This window comes from Hoeflea sp. YIM 152468 (assembly GCF_029210485.1).
Taxonomy (GTDB): domain Bacteria; phylum Pseudomonadota; class Alphaproteobacteria; order Rhizobiales; family Rhizobiaceae; genus Hoeflea.
On the sequence record NZ_JARGET010000027.1, the window covers coordinates 1 to 14,914 of the forward strand.

The 14,914-nt window shown below is 61.6% G+C and carries 19 protein-coding genes and 1 tRNA gene; 10 read left to right on the forward strand and 10 right to left on the reverse strand.

Annotation, left to right across the window (positions count from 1 at the left end):
• Positions 1–173 precede the first annotated feature (173 nt).
• Entirely contained in the window at positions 174–320 is a 147-nt protein-coding gene (locus tag PZ897_RS14340; protein WP_275753177.1) for a hypothetical protein, read from the reverse strand.
• Between the two features lie 267 nt (positions 321–587).
• Between PZ897_RS14340 and PZ897_RS14345 the strand changes: the two genes are divergently transcribed.
• The 6 genes from PZ897_RS14345 to PZ897_RS14370 all read left to right on the forward strand — a co-directional run bounded on the left by PZ897_RS14345 (position 588) and on the right by PZ897_RS14370 (position 5,749).
• Positions 588–1,676 (forward strand): acyltransferase family protein, encoded by a 1,089-nt coding sequence (locus PZ897_RS14345; RefSeq protein WP_275753179.1) that lies wholly within the window; start codon positions 588–590, stop codon positions 1,674–1,676.
• An 80-nt stretch (positions 1,677–1,756) separates the two neighbouring features.
• A complete protein-coding gene (locus PZ897_RS14350) occupies positions 1,757–2,374 on the forward strand; it encodes a DUF922 domain-containing protein (protein WP_275753181.1) in 618 nt (205 codons plus the stop codon).
• A 99-nt stretch (positions 2,375–2,473) separates the two neighbouring features.
• Positions 2,474–3,580: an endonuclease/exonuclease/phosphatase family protein gene (locus PZ897_RS14355; RefSeq protein WP_275753182.1), complete on the forward strand. Its 1,107-nt coding sequence runs from the start codon at positions 2,474–2,476 to the stop codon at positions 3,578–3,580.
• Between the two features lie 3 nt (positions 3,581–3,583).
• Entirely contained in the window at positions 3,584–4,336 is a 753-nt protein-coding gene (locus PZ897_RS14360; protein WP_275753184.1) for an NUDIX domain-containing protein, read from the forward strand.
• 63 nt (positions 4,337–4,399) lie between these two features.
• A complete protein-coding gene (locus tag PZ897_RS14365) occupies positions 4,400–5,320 on the forward strand; it encodes a PhzF family phenazine biosynthesis protein (RefSeq protein WP_275753240.1) in 921 nt (306 codons plus the stop codon).
• 353 nt (positions 5,321–5,673) lie between these two features.
• Positions 5,674–5,749 (forward strand) — tRNA-Lys (locus PZ897_RS14370).
• Positions 5,750–5,862: 113 nt separating this feature from the next.
• On the opposite strand, the gene PZ897_RS14375 is transcribed toward PZ897_RS14370, so the two are convergent.
• On the reverse strand, positions 5,863–6,588 hold the full coding sequence (locus PZ897_RS14375; RefSeq protein WP_275753185.1) for a hypothetical protein: 726 nt from the start codon (positions 6,586–6,588) through the stop codon (positions 5,863–5,865).
• A gap of 223 nt (positions 6,589–6,811) precedes the next feature.
• Positions 6,812–7,354, reverse strand: a complete 543-nt coding sequence (locus PZ897_RS14380) for a sigma-70 family RNA polymerase sigma factor (RefSeq protein ID WP_275753187.1) — start codon at positions 7,352–7,354, stop codon at positions 6,812–6,814.
• A gap of 517 nt (positions 7,355–7,871) precedes the next feature.
• On the opposite strand from PZ897_RS14380, the gene PZ897_RS14385 reads away from it, so the two are divergent.
• Positions 7,872–8,186 (forward strand): hypothetical protein, encoded by a 315-nt coding sequence (locus PZ897_RS14385; RefSeq protein WP_275753189.1) that lies wholly within the window; start codon positions 7,872–7,874, stop codon positions 8,184–8,186.
• Positions 8,187–8,303: 117 nt separating this feature from the next.
• Here the strand turns inward: PZ897_RS14385 and PZ897_RS14390 are convergent, their stop codons facing one another.
• On the reverse strand, positions 8,304–9,020 hold the full coding sequence (locus PZ897_RS14390; protein ID WP_275753191.1) for a Crp/Fnr family transcriptional regulator: 717 nt from the start codon (positions 9,018–9,020) through the stop codon (positions 8,304–8,306).
• A gap of 191 nt (positions 9,021–9,211) precedes the next feature.
• Here PZ897_RS14390 and PZ897_RS14395 point away from each other — a divergent pair, with 191 nt between their 5' ends.
• Positions 9,212–9,667 carry a hypothetical protein gene (locus tag PZ897_RS14395; RefSeq protein WP_275753193.1) on the forward strand — a complete coding sequence of 152 codons (456 nt, stop codon included), beginning with the start codon at positions 9,212–9,214 and terminating at the stop codon, positions 9,665–9,667.
• 107 nt (positions 9,668–9,774) lie between these two features.
• Here PZ897_RS14395 and PZ897_RS14400 read toward each other — a convergent pair whose 3' ends face one another.
• Positions 9,775–10,023 carry a glycine zipper domain-containing protein gene (locus tag PZ897_RS14400; RefSeq protein ID WP_275753195.1) on the reverse strand — a complete coding sequence of 83 codons (249 nt, stop codon included), beginning with the start codon at positions 10,021–10,023 and terminating at the stop codon, positions 9,775–9,777.
• Between the two features lie 243 nt (positions 10,024–10,266).
• Here PZ897_RS14400 and PZ897_RS14405 point away from each other — a divergent pair, with 243 nt between their 5' ends.
• Positions 10,267–10,875, forward strand: a complete 609-nt coding sequence (locus tag PZ897_RS14405; protein ID WP_275753196.1) for a flavodoxin family protein — start codon at positions 10,267–10,269, stop codon at positions 10,873–10,875.
• Here the strand turns inward: PZ897_RS14405 and PZ897_RS14410 are convergent, their stop codons facing one another.
• From PZ897_RS14410 to PZ897_RS14420, 3 genes are all read right to left on the reverse strand, one after another.
• Positions 10,876–11,169 (reverse strand): BON domain-containing protein, encoded by a 294-nt coding sequence (locus tag PZ897_RS14410; RefSeq protein ID WP_275753197.1) that lies wholly within the window; start codon positions 11,167–11,169, stop codon positions 10,876–10,878.
• Positions 11,170–11,257: 88 nt separating this feature from the next.
• Entirely contained in the window at positions 11,258–11,986 is a 729-nt protein-coding gene (locus PZ897_RS14415) for an alpha/beta fold hydrolase (RefSeq protein WP_275753198.1), read from the reverse strand.
• Positions 11,983–13,095: a DUF3182 family protein gene (locus PZ897_RS14420; protein ID WP_275753199.1), complete on the reverse strand. Its 1,113-nt coding sequence runs from the start codon at positions 13,093–13,095 to the stop codon at positions 11,983–11,985. Before PZ897_RS14420 ends, PZ897_RS14415 begins: the two co-directional genes overlap by 4 nt.
• A gap of 314 nt (positions 13,096–13,409) precedes the next feature.
• On the opposite strand from PZ897_RS14420, the gene PZ897_RS14425 reads away from it, so the two are divergent.
• Positions 13,410–13,694, forward strand: a complete 285-nt coding sequence (locus PZ897_RS14425) for a hypothetical protein (protein WP_275753200.1) — start codon at positions 13,410–13,412, stop codon at positions 13,692–13,694.
• Positions 13,695–13,789: 95 nt separating this feature from the next.
• On the opposite strand, the gene PZ897_RS14430 is transcribed toward PZ897_RS14425, so the two are convergent.
• Positions 13,790–14,230 (reverse strand): CBS domain-containing protein, encoded by a 441-nt coding sequence (locus tag PZ897_RS14430; protein ID WP_275753201.1) that lies wholly within the window; start codon positions 14,228–14,230, stop codon positions 13,790–13,792.
• 170 nt (positions 14,231–14,400) lie between these two features.
• Complete coding sequence (locus tag PZ897_RS14435) at positions 14,401–14,565, reverse strand: hypothetical protein (RefSeq protein ID WP_275753202.1); 165 nt, start codon at positions 14,563–14,565, stop codon at positions 14,401–14,403.
• Positions 14,566–14,914: the final 349 nt, after the last annotated feature.

Genomic DNA, 14,914 nt, shown 5'->3' on the forward strand with positions numbered 1-14,914 from the left:
CCCGGATGGCGGCAGGGGTGCCCGGCAGCGCCTGCGATCAGCAGGCGCGGGAGAGTCTGGCGGATGTGGGCGGCATAACGTCTTTCCGCTCGCGGACGCTCGCCCGGCTTTATGCCGGATCAAGTCCGGCATGACGGAATTTGGGGAAATCAGCATCCCGTCCTTTGGGTCGCCTAATGGCAGTGCACCTGGCCGGTTCTATTGTCCATGTGGCAGCATTGGCCCGGTGGCGAGCTCTTGCGGCAGCCGCCGCCATGGGCATGGGCAAGATTGATGGAAAGCAGCGATATCATCGCCAGCAGCGCCAGGCATCGTTTCATGGTCACATCTCCCGCTCGGGATGAGCTGACCGAACCCTCGGCCGTCTCACTCAAAATAGCAACGCCAAGTTGATGCTGTGCACAATTCCCGCGTGCAAGGTCTCGCCGTTACGGCAAATCGCTATGTGGTGCGACCAGCCCCTGGGCGCCGCGTTAACCCGGCATTGACCATGCGGCGCATTTTCAGCCATCGCCTAACCCATTTTTCAGGGCAAGGCGGTGACACTGGCCCAAGCCGCAACACTGCTGAGCCACGGGAGGCGGATCATGTCACCGGTTTTTCGATTTGCGCCACACCGGGTCGGCTGGGTCGACATCGCCAAGGGCATCTGCATCCTGTTCGTGGTGATGATGCATTCCACCCTCGGCGTCGAGGCGGCGATGGGCGCCACAGGCTTCCTGCACGGGCTGACCGCCTTCGCCAAACCGTTCCGGATGCCGGATTTCTTCCTGCTGTCGGGGCTGTTTCTGGGGCTGACCATCGAGCGGCCATGGCGGCTGTATTTCGACCGCAAGGTGGTGCATTTTGTCTATTTCTACGTGCTGTGGCTGACCATCCAGTTCGGGTTCAAGGCGCCGTTTACCGCGATGGAACAGGGCGGTGCTGTGGCGCTGCAGGGCTATCTGATGGCCTTTGTCGAACCGTTCGGAACGCTGTGGTTCATCTATATCCTGCCGCTGTTCTTCCTGCTGACGCGGGCGCTGCGCACCCTGCCCAAGGCCTGGGTGTTTGCCTGGGCGGCCTGGCTCAGCGTCTTGCCGGTGGCCACCGGATGGCTGCTGATTGACGAGTTCGCCGCGCGGTACGTCTATTTCTTCGCCGGCTATGCCTGCGCTCCGCTGATCTTCCAGGCCGCCGCCTGGGTCGACCGCAACCGCAGGGCGGGGCTGGTTTTTCTGGCCCTCTGGGCCGTGGTCAACGCGGCGCTGGTGTTCCTGCCGCTGACCCCAGGGTTGCAAGCATTTGCCGAACGGCCGTCCGAACTGCCGTTTGTCGGGCTGGGGCTCGGCTTTGCCGGGGCGCTGGCGATCGTCTCCGCCGCGGCGCTGCTGAATGGCCGAACGGGTCTGGTGGCCCGGTTCTTCCGCCATGCCGGCGAGCATTCCATCGTCGTCTATCTGGCGTTCTTCCTGCCGATGGCGCTCACCCGGACGCTGCTGGTCAGTCTGGCGCCGGGGCTCGGCGCCGGCCTGATCTCGCTTCTGGTGACGCTTGCCGCGGTGGCCGGGCCGCTGATCCTCTACCGGCTGATCGGCGCGACCGGGTACGGCCGGTTCCTGTTTGCCCGTCCGGCCTGGGCCATCACCGCCAGCCGCGATGCCGCAGCGAAGACGGCTCCGGCCCCCGTCGCCTGAGCGGAAGATCCGGCACAGGGCGTTGAAAGACGCGGGCGGGACCTCTAGATGTTGAGACAAATCCTGCCCGGAGATCCCGCATGTCGCTGTTGTTTCGTTGTCTGCCCGCCGGAGCGGTGGTGTCCGCTGCCGCCGCCCTGTTGATGACCGTGCAACAGGCACTGGCCTGGACGGCTGCCGAACAGGTCAGGACCTATCCGGTATCGGGCCGGTCCGGGGCTGAACTCTACCAGTCGATCGGCACCACCGGGCCGGTGATCTCGGGCGGCCGCCGCACCATTGCCCACACCACGTTCGAGCTGACCTGGGGGCGTGATTACCGGGAGCGTGCCGACGGCAGTTGCGTCATCGCGCGGAACGTGCCGAAGCTGATCATCACCTATACCCTGCCCAAACCGCGCGATGGCCTGCCGCAGGGCGTGGCCTCGCGCTGGAAGCGGTTTTACGACGGGCTGGCGGCGCATGAGCGGGTGCACGGGCAGCACATCATCGAGATGGTGCAAGCGATCGAGGATGTCAGCGTCGGTCTGAGCGCCCCGAACGATCCCGGCTGCCACAAGGTCCGGGCCGAGCTGCAGACCCATCTCAAGCGGCTGTCGGACGAGCAGCGGGCCCGCGGCCGCGAATTCGACCGGATCGAGATGGGCGATGGCGGTGCGGTGCAGACTCTGGTGCTGGGGCTCGTCAACGGAGGCTGAGGCGGGCACTGCCGGTTTGGCCTTGCCGCAGCTCGCGCGGCTGACTAGGCTCGGGGCCCGGCGGCAGAAACCGTTTGCACCGCAGAACCAGGACCCCGCATGAGCGTTCGCATTGCCACTTTCAACGCCGAGAACCTGATGAGCCGGTTCGATTTCTCTGGGTTTCGCAACGAGTTGCGGCAGGACCGGGTGTCGCAGCTGTATGAATTCACCTCCGAAGCGCAGTACCGCCAGGCCGAGATCGCCCGCGCCGTATCGCTGACCGACGACACCCGGCAATTGACCGCGCTGGCGATCGCCGAGGCCGATGCCGATATCCTGTGCCTGCAGGAGGTGGAGAATCTCGATACGCTGCACCGCTTCGAATATGGCTATCTGTTCAAGATGATCGGCGATGGCTACCGCCACAAGGTGTTGATCGAAGGCAATGACAGCCGCGGCATCAACCTGGCGCTGATGACCCGGGACAAGACGCTCGACGGGGCGCCGATTGACGTGCTTGACGTCACCAGCCACGCGCATCTGAGCTACGAGGCGATGGGGCTCTACACGCCGGACCTTGAGGGCCATGCCCATCCCAATGACAAGGTGTTCAAGCGCGATTGCCTCGAGGTCGATGTCAGGATCGGCACCAAGCGGCTGACGATCTATGTGGTGCATTTCAAATCGATGGGCAGTTCGCGCAACGGCATCGATGGCCGTACCGGAACCTCCCCGGTGCGGATGGCCGAAGCGCGCGGCGTGCGCAAGATCATCACCGACCGGTTCGGAGCCAATGGCGGCGGCAAGCGCTACGTCATTGCCGGCGATTTCAATGATTATTCCGAGAAGCTGGTGATCACCGGCGACCGGCGCAATGGCTATCAGTTCGTGCCCGAACAGGCCGAAGGCGGCGCAGTGCGGCTTCTGACGGCGGGCGGTTTTGCCGAAAACGTGGTGGCGCGGCGACCGGAGCTGGACCGCTGGACGCTGTATCACACCCGCGGGCCGCAGGAGCGGCATCTGTGCCAGCTCGACTATCTGCTGGCCTCACCGGCGCTCACACGCAGCAACCGCGACCGCTTGCCCGATATTGTTCGCGCCGGCCAGCCCTGGCGGACCCTGTTTCCCGAGGGCCAGCAGGTCGACCGCTACCCGCGTACCGGCTGGGACCGGCCCAAGGCGTCGGATCATTGCCCGGTGGCAATGAGCTTCGATATGGTCTGAGTGATGACGGTCTCCCGCATTCCCCTGAACCGGGTGTTCAGCCTCGAGGCGGTCCGGCTGCGCGTCGATGAGGGCGAGCACCCCTGGCAAACCGCCGAACGGGAGGCGATCGCGGCGCACTGGGCGCGCGAACAGATCGAGCGGCCATGGCTGTTCAACGGCACGGTGATGATGCACCGGGATTTGCGGCTGGTGGATGGAACCATTGCCGGGACCAGTCACCGGGCGCCCTATGCGGCGCTGCTGCACTGGGTGAAAACCCAGCCCGAGGCCGATGTCTGGCACCTGTTCGGCTCGGCGGTGATGCTGTCGTCGGACAACGCCATGCTGCTGATCCGCATGGCGGCGAAGACCGCCAATGCCGGCAGGGTCTATGCGCCGGCCGGCTCCCTTGACGAGAGCGACATTCGCGATGGCCAGGTCAATGTCGAAGGCAGCATCCTGCGCGAGGCGATGGAGGAGACCGGGTGCGACCTGACCCTTGCTGCGGCGGAGAAGCGCCTGTGGTGCTGGCGGCGGGGCCGCCGGGTGGCGATTTTCCGCCGGTTCCGGCTTGGTCAGCCCGCGGCGCTGCTGGTCGAACGGATCCGCGAGCACATCCGCACCGATGCGGAACAGGAGATCGAGGACGTGGTGGTGGTGCGCGCGCCCGGTGACGCCGGACCGACCGTCACCCCCTATATGCAGGCGATGATCGATTTTCATTTTGCCGCACCGGGGTCTCAGAGCAGTTGGCAGGCGGATGAAAACGGATAGGATATGGCCAAAGGCAGGCGGCGCAACCGCGTCCGCCGCATTGGCGAGGGGCCGGGGCAACGCATGACGGATTACGCAATTTATGACGTCTTCACCGGAACGGCGCTTGCCGGCAACCCTTTGGCAGTGGTGTTTGACGCCGATGAGCTTCGCGATGCCCGGATGCAGATGATCGCGCGCGAATTCAACCTGTCGGAAACCGTGTTTGTGCTCAAGCCCGAACACCCGGCGCACACGGCGCGGCTCAGGATCTTCACGCCCGAACGCGAACTGCCCTTTGCCGGCCATCCCACCGTCGGCGCTGCCATCGCCCTTGCGGATCGCCGTCTTGGCGGCGCGGCGCCGGCCAATGGCATGGACATGGTCAAGATGCTGGAGGAGGTGATCGGGGCGGTGCGCTGTGCCGTTCGCATCCGGCCCGGCGAGGCGGGGTTTGCCGAGTTCGATCTGCCGCGGCTGTCGCGCCGTCTTGATATCGACATCGAACCGGCCGACATCGGCGCCGCCCTCGGTCTCGACCCGCACGAGATCGGTTTTGAAAACCATCGGGTGTCGTTGTGGAGTGCTGGCGTTGCCTTCGTGCTGGTGCCGGTTCACGATCAGGCGGCGGCTGCCAAGGCCGAATGCAACGCGGCGGAATGGGACCGGGTGGCGCCCATGGGGGACGGGAAACTGGCTTATCCCTATGTGTATTGCCGTGGCGGGATGCATCACAAAGCGTGCTTTCATGCCCGGATGTTTGCGCCCGGCGACGGTATCCCGGAAGATCCGGCGACCGGCTCGGCGGCGGCTGCGCTGTCGGGCGCCATTCACCAGTTCGACGGTCTGCTGGAGGGCAACCATGCGCTGGTGATCGAACAGGGCGTTGAAATGGGCCGGCCGTCGCTGATCCATCTGCACATCAGCTGCACCGGCCCGGATGTGTCCCATGTCCGGATCGGCGGAGAGGCGGTGCGGATCGCCGAGGGGCGGCTGTTGATCTGAGCCCGGCAGGGGATCCCGGCTGGATCCGTTGTCGAGGCCGCATGATCCTGAGAGCCCGATGTCTCCGGCGCGGTTGCCACTTCGTCTTTGAGCCGTTTCGGGCCCGAAGGCCTCGCGCGCACGCCGGTGGCAAGGTATAAAGGCCGCTCGATCTGTGTGACTGAATGCATTAGCGGTATGGTCAAGGTAAATGCCTTTGGCCGCGACATGCCTTGGTCACCGGGCCGGGCAAACCGGCGCTGTTGTGCTTGACACTGTATTTGTTGCAACGTGTCGGGATCATGTGAAAAACAGTGTGGACACGGGCTGTCATCCGGTCTATACGCCGTTTCGTCCCGGTAGCGGGGCAGGTGGGGCGCGTAGCTCAGTTGGTAGAGCAGCTGACTCTTAATCAGCGGGTCCACGGTTCGAGCCCGTGCGCGCCCACCATTAATTCAAAGGCTTGACGGGTCTCGTGCGCCGGGCTTTTTACAGGGTCTGGCATTTTTTACACCTGGCAGCGTCTAATGTTCACGTTTTGAATTGATCCTATGCGCGCGCGACTATGGCGTTTGGTCGGATGTGGGTCTCTTGCCCGGTTGATTAGCTACAAATACCGGGAAATTTCTGTCTCCATAATGCTTTTGTATGGCAGGGCCTATTCCGAAGGTGACTTTCTCAGCAAGCTCTTGGACGGGGTGCAAACGAGAACGGATTTCCTTTATCAAACTTTCAAGCTCAATCTCGTAGGGTGCCATCTCGGCAACTTCACTTTCGGTGAGTTCAGAAGTAATTACACCGTCCGCGGTTGCCGTATGGCGTTTCAATATTTTTTTCAGCTCTCCCCGCTTCTCGGAATAGCTCTCAAGAGCAGCAATTAGAGTACTGTGCTGCATAAGCATGTCAGTTGCGGCGTAGACAATCTCATTCGCCCTAGCCTCCATCAATGGCGCCAATTCAGCGGCCTCTATCTGGTAAATTTGGTTGCTAGATACTATTGGCAGCACGCGACGCCAGACCGGATAGTGGGACAAGCCTCTTTCGTTGGCCTCGGAGAGAGATTGGTCAATTGAGCTTTTGATGGCGACCACGTCGGACAGCACTAAGGACGCTTTCACCATCAGTCTAAGTGCCTGTCCTTTCTGATCTTGGTCTCTAGCTTCTCTGTCCCGATTGGTTGTGTTCGCAGCTGACTGTCTTGCCAGTACCCAAGAGATTACACCTCCAACCACCGCACCAAGTAGTGCGCCGCCGAACCCGCTGATTAACGTTGCATATTCTGCGTCCATGTCGGCAAGATATCACAGACGGTTTTCTCCTGCTCGCTAGATCAGTCAAGGGTCGAAAATTCTTGTTGATCTCTCGCACCAAGGCTATTTCGTTTTCCCGGGTTTTCAATGTGACTCTGGTCCTCGAAAGAGGGGCGCATCAGGGTCACAACGCAGCAAAGGTGGTGTGGCTGATTCAGCCCGCATGCCGCTTTCAAGACCGCTCGCGACGACCATCCGCTTGTCAACCGCTGCCAGTTTTCCAGGGTTCGTCGTCGTCCTCTCCAAGGTCGCGGGCGAGCAATTGCCGGGCCCGGTAGAGACGGCTCTTGACCGTGCCGACAGCGCAGTCGCACATTTCAGCGGTGGCGATGTAGCTTTCGCCCATGGCGACATGAACAACGACGTCCCGGTAGTGCATAGGCAACCGATCGATGGCGGTAAGCAGTTCCCGGCCTCGAAAACACCACTCCTGAGTGGGATCACATTGAACGTCGGCTGACACACAATCCTTGAAGCCCGGAGGCTCGCGGGTTTCGATCTTGTAGCGTGTGTTGAAGGTGTTGCGCATGATCGTGAACAGCCAAGACTTCAACCGCGTGCCGCGTCGAAATCTTTCCACATTGGCCAAAGCCTTTGTCAGAGTTTCCTGAACGAGATCGTCTGCGTCGGACCCATTTCTGCAAAAAGTTCGGGCAAAGGCCCGCAGTGCCGGAATCAGATCAACGACCTCCTCCTGAACAGAATCCCGCTCTTTGGGCGGGAGGTCATTCGATCGCGTACTCATGGCACCCTCCCTCTTCAAACATACGAATGCAACGGTCAACGCCCGGTTGTTATGTTGGTTCCACCCGTTTTGAAGCAAATGCGGTACGGTTTGGAGGGAAGCGCTGAAGAGCGCTCCAGTTCTTGATGCAGCGCTGGCGGGGTGCGGCACAGGCGGGAACGCGCTGGCCTCAAGGCACAAAAATGGCAAGTGCGGCCGCTAGCAGAACAAGGCCCACCAGTCCCAGACCAAACACAAGGCGCCGGGCCGGCGTGCGCAAGATGATGTCACCCTGCCGGGCCTTTCTCGCCGGGTAGGACCGTTGCTGTTGCGTTTTCTTCACCACAGAATCTCCTGTTGCGGTCATAACGTCGGTGCGGTGGAAATGTTCCAGGCCAACGCGTCGGCGACGTCCTGCAGGGAACCATTGTGCCGCTGTGGTCTTTGACATGTGCAGGCGCGAAGCTTTCGCGGATCGGGGCCTTCTCTTCCTTGCCCGGTCTGACCGGCTCAACAACCAGATGGAGGACGTATCGCCATGGACGAGAGATTTGACATGCCCGAGATGTCAGCGGTCGAAATCGAGGGCCGCTTGATTGCGCAGCGCCATGTCCTGCAATGGCTGTTGCTGCATGTGGTCAAGCATGATGTCGACGTCGGCGCATTGCTTACCGAGCTGGACGAACGGTGGTCGCTTGCTGATGCACAGGAGGACCCCGGAGCCGTGCCCACAAGCGGCTTCGCTGTCTTCTCCGCGACCATGGCGGAAATGCGGCTGCTGCTCGAACCGCTGAAACAGAGCCGTACGTCCATGGCAAGCCAACCGGCGACTGGCCAATCGGCGAGAGGTTAGGGGTGGAGCTTGAGCCTGTTGTCCTGGACCAGACGCGACAAATGGCTCGGATGGCGTTTGCCGCCGTCAGCGCAATCCGGGTGGCGTCAGTCAGGATCCGTGCCTCGGCAAGCGATGTCAGTGCATCGGACCGAGCAGGCGATGATACTCCTCTTCCGGTCGTCCGTAGGTATCGGCGGCGAAGGATTCCATCGCGGCGCGGTTCCGGATGGTGATGAAGCCGCGCTCGGCGCGTATGAAACGATTGCCTTCGAGCACATGCAGGGAGGTGGTGACGCTCGGCCGCCGCACGGCCAGCATCAGCGACAGGAACTCATGGGTGAGCGGGATTTCATCGCCGTCGACGCGGTCGTGACACATCAGCAGCCAACGGGCCAGCCGCTCGTCGATCTGGTGAACCGCGTTCGACAAAGCGGTGTAGGCAGTTTGGGTTGAAAGCGTGTGCAGATAGGTCATCAGCACACGGCGCAGGTCAGAACTCGCCGCCATTGCCGCGAGGAAGGGGCCGCGCTCGATACGGTGGCCGGCGCCCGGCAGTTGCATGAAAATGTCGTGTGGGTGGCTGTCGGCTTCGATCAGAAGGGACACCGGTCCCCATCCGTCACGCCCGAACAGACCAGCTTCGGCGCGCTGCCCTTCCGGCGATTCCGCCACGATCGATGCAATGCCGGAGTCAACGAAATAGGCGTGATGCGAGAATTCGCCTGCCTCGGCAATGGCAAACCTGTTGGGCAGTTCCACAGGTTCGAGATATTGCGCCAAGCGGTGGAAGTCATCCTGCGACATGAGCTGAAGGAGCCGATTGCGCACAGCCGACTGCACTAATCCAGACATTGCTCTCTCCCATTGGGGCAAGAGCAAACGCTATCTCTCAGTCGGTCACGCCCTAAAAAATCTGAGACCGATACCAACTCCTAGCATGTTGTCTGGTGCCATTCCTACTTCGTCTTTTAACGTACCGATGCGGACAGCAAGACAAAGCAAATCTATACTTCGAACTCATTCAATCCACGAGGAGATTGACGATGCGCGAGCGCATGCCTTTGGTGTTGGTGTTGGAAGATGAACCGCTCATCGGATTCGAGGTCGAGCAACGGTTGAATTACTTTGGATTCCGGGTCGGCGGCCCTTTCCGCTCCGGCCTGGAGGCCATGGGCTGGATCAGGCACAACGATCCTGACAGTGTTGTGTTCGGGGTGAGCCTTGCGGATGCTGTGTGGTCCGGGCTTGCCGGTATGCTTTTGGCCAGAAACATTCCGTTCGTGGTCCACACGACTACCACGCGGCAGCAAGGCGACCATGATCCCGTATTCGACAAATGCCGGTGGGTAAGCAAGCTCAGTCAGCCGCTGGATCTGATTGATGCCGTCACTGCGTCGCTGCCGCTCCCGCTATCGGGAAGTCGGAGTGAGCGGGGGAGCAAACGATCGGCGGTCTCGTCGGATTACCCCCAGCCTCGCACTGGTATCGATCCGCTGTAGGTGTTGTTTGCCGCCGTTTGCTTGCGGCTGTCGCCGGGGCGGCAATGGTGCGGCAAGGCCGGCCCGGCAACCGATGCGGGCCGGCAGGGCGTTTGCGGTTCTGGAATTTACGGGCAGTCGGCGGTGTAGCGACGTCCGCGGCTATCCCGGTAATAGCACTTGCCCGGTTCCTGCGCGTTTCCGATCAGCGCGCCGGCCACGGTGCCGACGGCGCCACCGACAATGGCGCCTTCAACATCACCGCTGACAGCGCCACCGATCGCGGCGCCGGATACGCCGCCCACCGCCGCTCCCCTTTCGGTGGCGCTGCAGGCGCCGAGCGCAAGCAAAGCTGTGGCGAATACAAGATGTTTCATGGGTCTCTCCTCTTTGCGTTCAGGCGGGTAACCATGAAGCGGCGCCGAAGTTCCAAAAAAGTTTCGGCCCGCGCTCAATCGCGGTCGGGCAGGAACAAATTGTCTCCGCCGATGTTCGGCAAAGGCAGCGGCCTGGTTGCTGATCGGCCGCGGCACGACAAAATCACATGATCCAGGAAACGAGGTCCGGCACCACAGCCGGCGAACGGTATGGGAGCAGGATGCAGGTCCTGATGGAATGACATGAAAGCCATTGCACTGAACGCAACCCTCAAGTCCGGGGCTGACCGGAGCACATCTTCCACCGGGCATATGCTTGGGCTGATCGCGTCCGAACTGCAACGCCACAAGGTCGAGTGCGAGGTCGTTGCCTTGGCCGACCATGCCATCCAGCCGGGCGTCACCTCCGACGAGGGAGAGGGCGACGAATGGCCGATGATCCGTGACAAGATCCTCGCCGCGGATATTCTGATCCTGGGAACGCCGATCTGGCTGGGACAGCCGTCGAGTGTGTGCAAGCGTGCGCTGGAGCGGATGGATGCATTCCTGGCCGAAACCGACGATCAGGGCAGGATGGTGTCATACGGTCGGATCGCCGCTGTTGCCGTCGTCGGCAACGAGGATGGGGCGCACCATGTTTCAGCCGAGCTGTATCAGGCGCTCAACGATGTCGGGTTCACATTGGCTCCGAACGCGGTGGCCTATTGGGTCGGAGAAGCGATGAGTGCTACCAATTTCATCGATCTGCCCGAACCGCCGCAGAAGGTTCAATCCGCCATCGACGTGATGGTGCGCAACACATTGCATCTGGCCAGGCTGATCGCGACCGATCCCTATCCAGGGCGCAAGTAGCTACACTTCGCTGCCAAGGGGAGGCGGGCTGCTTCGTACGGTGATGGCGCTTTCCACATGCCGGACTCCCGCAACGGCCGCGGCGGTTTCCATGCATCTGCGCAGTTCAGCTTCATCGGTGACCCAACCGCTCAGGATGATGCTTGATCCCGACACCACCGTGACCTCGACATCCGCCGCGTCGTACTTTCCGCTGGCCGCCAAGGCCGCGGCGACGTCCGCCTCGAGCTGCGCCGCTTTCGCGCGTTCGGGATCTGCCGGCTCACCGAAATATTCCCGTTTCTTGTAGACCATGTCATCACCTTCCTCTGTTGTCCTTGCGTCTGTTGTTGCGGCGGGTGTGTGCGCCCCGGCACCAACCCGATGCGTGGCGCCAGACGCATCAGCGGGCGTTGAGCACCATTTCCCGTATCCAGCCCAGAAGCAGATCGTCATAGGCATGCCGGCTGGCCGGAGTGGACAGCGCATGGTCGGCATCCTCGATCAGCCTGTGGGTGATCGAGCGCGCTTTCACGAATGAAGCGATGTAACTGGCGATGGTCGCATGCGGGATCAGGTGATCGTTTTCCGATTCCACGATCAGCACATCACCCTGGAAATCCGTGCAACTGCGCAAGGCACGGTTTGAGCGAACCGGCACCTGCGCACTCCTGAAATCCTGCAGCTCCTTGCGGTCCAGCGAGTATTTGGCAACCTCCCAGGCCTCGTCCTCGTAGAGGGCGGGCACGCGCATCCCCAGCCATCTCACCGACCGGCAGGATGTCAGAAGTGTGGCCAGGTAGGCTCCGTAACTACTGGCCACCACGGCGATCGAACCGGAATCCACGCCGGGGTGGCGGGCAAGGGCATCATAGGCGGAACAGACGTCGGCCAGATTCTCCGCAGGCGTGACAGTCTTGAGATGCTCGTGCATGTCGCCATGGCCGCGCATGTCGAAGGTCAGGCATATGCATCCCAATTGCGCGATTGCTCTGGAACGGCGTTCGTCACGTTTCTGACTCCCGGCCCATCCGTGCACAAAGAGCACACCCGGAAAGCCGGTTGCCGGTTCAAAGAAATGGCCGGCCATCTCGACACCATCGACCTTGATCTGTGCATCCTTCTTTTTCACCTTGCATCCTGCACGTGACTGTATTTCAGCAGCGGCCCCAGCTCCGGGTCCACACCGTGGAAATAGACATCCGCATCCCTCGGAGGAACGATGTCGTCGCCATATTGTTCCACAGTTGAAGCCTGAACCTTGTGCAGGTCGGGGTCATGGGCAAAGGCCTTCAGTGCGGCGATTTCCGCACCGCTGGCGCCACCCACCCGCCAGGATTGTTCAAGCACCGCGTGCTTGATCCTGCCGCGGCTGTCGCGGCCGGAAATGAGGTCATAGTTGCGCCGCGAGGCCACCAGACCAAGATGTCTGGTGGCCAGGTGATCAAACCGCATGCCGAGTTCGCACAGGTTCCTTTCCTCACCGGATAACGCCTCGACAAGATCTGATAGCCGTCCGCGTGACACCTGCAGGCAGGACCCGCCATAGACCTCCTGCCGCTGGTTGTTGAGCGTGAGTTGCTGCTCGCCCATATAGGCTGCCGACACGCCGCCGAGCATGATCTGACCGACGCTGAAGGTTCTCACATCCGTGAGGTTCTCCTCCAGCACAAGGCAGTCGAAAAGGCCATCGTCACCGGTCAGAGTGTCGATGACGTAAAACAATTCATCCAGTGAGGTTGCAACCTGTTGCTGCGTCCCGCCGCTTGCGCTGACCAGCTTGATGCGGATGTCTCCAGCCTGCAGCAGTTTTCGTCCTGCGGCAATCGCGCCGCGGCTGGTGGTGGCTGTAAAGCCGGGGAGGGTGAGATCCGCTGCGACACGGGCAAAGGAGCCGGGCCAGGTCGGATCCAGCGCCTCGTCCGGTGCGAGCGGATGCACGATGGCTTTTGTGGCCGCCATCGGATGGCTCACCTGACCGCCCAGAAAATCGCCCTCGCCGGGGTAGGGGAGATGGGGGCTGCACTCGGCGCCGCACAGCGTGGCGCGAGGAACACAATAGGGGCGACGCGAACAGCGGTAATCCTCCAGGCGCCCGTGGTATTCCTTGCCCAGGAAATCCGCCACACGCCGGGTCAGGGCGATGTGTGACAGCTCGTCATGGCTGTCTAGGCCGAGGCATCCCCAGGTGAGGACCGGTCCGTCATCGCGGTGACGCGCAAGGGGTGACGCTTGTTCCATGAAAGAGCTTCCTTTGTCTCAAGCGTGGGTAAACCCGGCATGGAGGCGAATGTTCCGCACCGCAGAGAATTTTCGATGCGGCAAGGGGACGCCGGACGCAATGTCTTCGTCCCGCCGCGCCGGTAGTGCGTGGTTGGCATGGAGACCACCGGAGGATCCGGCCTGCAAGGTGATCGAAACCGATCCGAGGCCGTCCCATGCGATTGCGCGTTCGGTGCAGCAACCGGTGCAGCGATGTGACCGGAGATCCGGGTTGGCGGCGGCACTGAAGCAGCAGCGGAAGCCACCGCCAGGCGACATTGGAGTGGCGGATCATGATTGTTGACGGCTGCAACAGGGTTGAACGAAGCGGCTTGAAAAATAAAAATGCAGCGAGGCGGAACATTCACGTCAGTTTCCGGTTGGGCAAGTCCGCGTTGGCATACTCCAGCCCCAACCGTGCCGCGCGGGCAAAACCATGGATCATGGTCCGGCCGATGGTCTTCCCCCAAGACCGTCGGCCATTTTTCCTCCAGATTTCATCAGGCAGGTCGACCCGAGCCGCCATTGTTGATCCGGAGCCGGAAATTCTGACAGGGATGGATTTGCGCGCGGCCTGAAAATTCGCAAAACCCCGGAAAAGGCAGGAAGCCTTCTTGCCTCCTGCCTTTCGCCTTTTTCAAGGGAGGGCGTTGCACCTCTTGTGGGCCTGGGATCAGACGGTGTGTGATTGTGAATGCTGACCGCCGGGCTGCGATATGTCGCTCAGTGCCGGTCCGGCTGCGCCATCCATGGCTTGGGTGGCAAGATCGCCAAGCGACAGGATGCCGGCAAGCCGCTTGTCGCGATCGAGAACCGGGAGCCGCCGCAGCTGCTGGTTGCCGAGATTTTCGAGAACCTGGGCAACATCCTCGTCTTCGAAACAGTACTTCACTTCCTTTGACATCACGTCTTCGATGGGCGTTTCCGGACCGTGGCCCCCTGCAATGGCGCGGACCGCAATATCGCGATCCGTCAGCATTCCGACGAGGCGATCATTTTCCCCGACCGGTACCACACCAGCATCTATTTCCGCCATGGTCACAGCGGCTTGCCGGATAGTATCTCTGGGGTGGGCGACAACAACATCACGGGTCATGACTTCGCTAACACGCATTCTGGCTCTCCTTTCGATAGGGGGTGAGCTGTCCGAACCAGAGCGGGTCACAAAAGTTCCCGGAATTTTTCAGTGTTGGCCCGGCGTTGCCTTCAAACCCCGAAGTCAGTTCTATCGGGCATTGCCTGCAACGGCGTGCGGCAGGATGGGATCTGCTGCCGGGCTTGCGGCTAGGTGCCGCCGCCTTCTTCGGTGAAGAGCTCGGCGGTCTTTTTGTCCCGCCTGATCTTTTCCTCGCGGCTCAGACGCCGTTTGCGCAACAGCGCATAGACCATCGCTGCGGCGAGCAGGAGTGGGCCGACAGCAACGACGAGAAACCAGAGCAGATTTTCCATGTCATCCCTTTCTGGAGTTGGACTGGCGTTCCATTGCCTGCCAACCGGCGGACGGGTGATTTGTTCCGAACATTCTTTCGGCCCCCGAATGGCCAGCTCGCAGGAGTGTTTCAGCCGTAGAGCACAACCGCCTTGAGATATCCGTCCTGACGATCATATGCCGCGTCGGGCGCCTCGCCGACCCGGTCGACCGACTAAGAGGGGAGAAAAAGCGGAAAAGGGGCGATCAGTCCCGCCGCAACAGCAGCGAGCGCGTCCCTGGTGCGCCGGACTTGACCTGTTCGATGCTCTCCGGAGCTGCGGGAACTTATCGTCATCCCGGATGTTGGATAGGGAGCAGGTGAATCGG

Bases quoted from the DNA above. Each gene is read 5' to 3' on its own strand.
- PZ897_RS14340 (WP_275753177.1), bottom strand. From the start codon at position 320: ATGAAACGATGCCTGGCGCTGCTGGCGATGATATCGCTGCTTTCCATC.
- PZ897_RS14345 (WP_275753179.1), top strand. From the start codon at position 588: ATGTCACCGGTTTTTCGATTTGCGCCACACCGGGTCGGCTGGGTCGAC.
- PZ897_RS14350 (WP_275753181.1), top strand. From the start codon at position 1,757: ATGTCGCTGTTGTTTCGTTGTCTGCCCGCCGGAGCGGTGGTGTCCGCT.
- PZ897_RS14355 (WP_275753182.1), top strand. From the start codon at position 2,474: ATGAGCGTTCGCATTGCCACTTTCAACGCCGAGAACCTGATGAGCCGG.
- PZ897_RS14360 (WP_275753184.1), top strand. From the start codon at position 3,584: ATGACGGTCTCCCGCATTCCCCTGAACCGGGTGTTCAGCCTCGAGGCG.
- PZ897_RS14365 (WP_275753240.1), top strand. From the start codon at position 4,400: ATGACGGATTACGCAATTTATGACGTCTTCACCGGAACGGCGCTTGCC.
- PZ897_RS14375 (WP_275753185.1), bottom strand. From the start codon at position 6,588: ATGGACGCAGAATATGCAACGTTAATCAGCGGGTTCGGCGGCGCACTA.
- PZ897_RS14380 (WP_275753187.1), bottom strand. From the start codon at position 7,354: ATGAGTACGCGATCGAATGACCTCCCGCCCAAAGAGCGGGATTCTGTT.
- PZ897_RS14385 (WP_275753189.1), top strand. From the start codon at position 7,872: ATGGACGAGAGATTTGACATGCCCGAGATGTCAGCGGTCGAAATCGAG.
- PZ897_RS14390 (WP_275753191.1), bottom strand. From the start codon at position 9,020: ATGTCTGGATTAGTGCAGTCGGCTGTGCGCAATCGGCTCCTTCAGCTC.
- PZ897_RS14395 (WP_275753193.1), top strand. From the start codon at position 9,212: ATGCGCGAGCGCATGCCTTTGGTGTTGGTGTTGGAAGATGAACCGCTC.
- PZ897_RS14400 (WP_275753195.1), bottom strand. From the start codon at position 10,023: ATGAAACATCTTGTATTCGCCACAGCTTTGCTTGCGCTCGGCGCCTGC.
- PZ897_RS14405 (WP_275753196.1), top strand. From the start codon at position 10,267: ATGAAAGCCATTGCACTGAACGCAACCCTCAAGTCCGGGGCTGACCGG.
- PZ897_RS14410 (WP_275753197.1), bottom strand. From the start codon at position 11,169: ATGGTCTACAAGAAACGGGAATATTTCGGTGAGCCGGCAGATCCCGAA.
- PZ897_RS14420 (WP_275753199.1), bottom strand. From the start codon at position 13,095: ATGGAACAAGCGTCACCCCTTGCGCGTCACCGCGATGACGGACCGGTC.
- PZ897_RS14425 (WP_275753200.1), top strand. From the start codon at position 13,410: ATGATTGTTGACGGCTGCAACAGGGTTGAACGAAGCGGCTTGAAAAAT.
- PZ897_RS14430 (WP_275753201.1), bottom strand. From the start codon at position 14,230: ATGCGTGTTAGCGAAGTCATGACCCGTGATGTTGTTGTCGCCCACCCC.
- PZ897_RS14435 (WP_275753202.1), bottom strand. From the start codon at position 14,565: ATGGAAAATCTGCTCTGGTTTCTCGTCGTTGCTGTCGGCCCACTCCTG.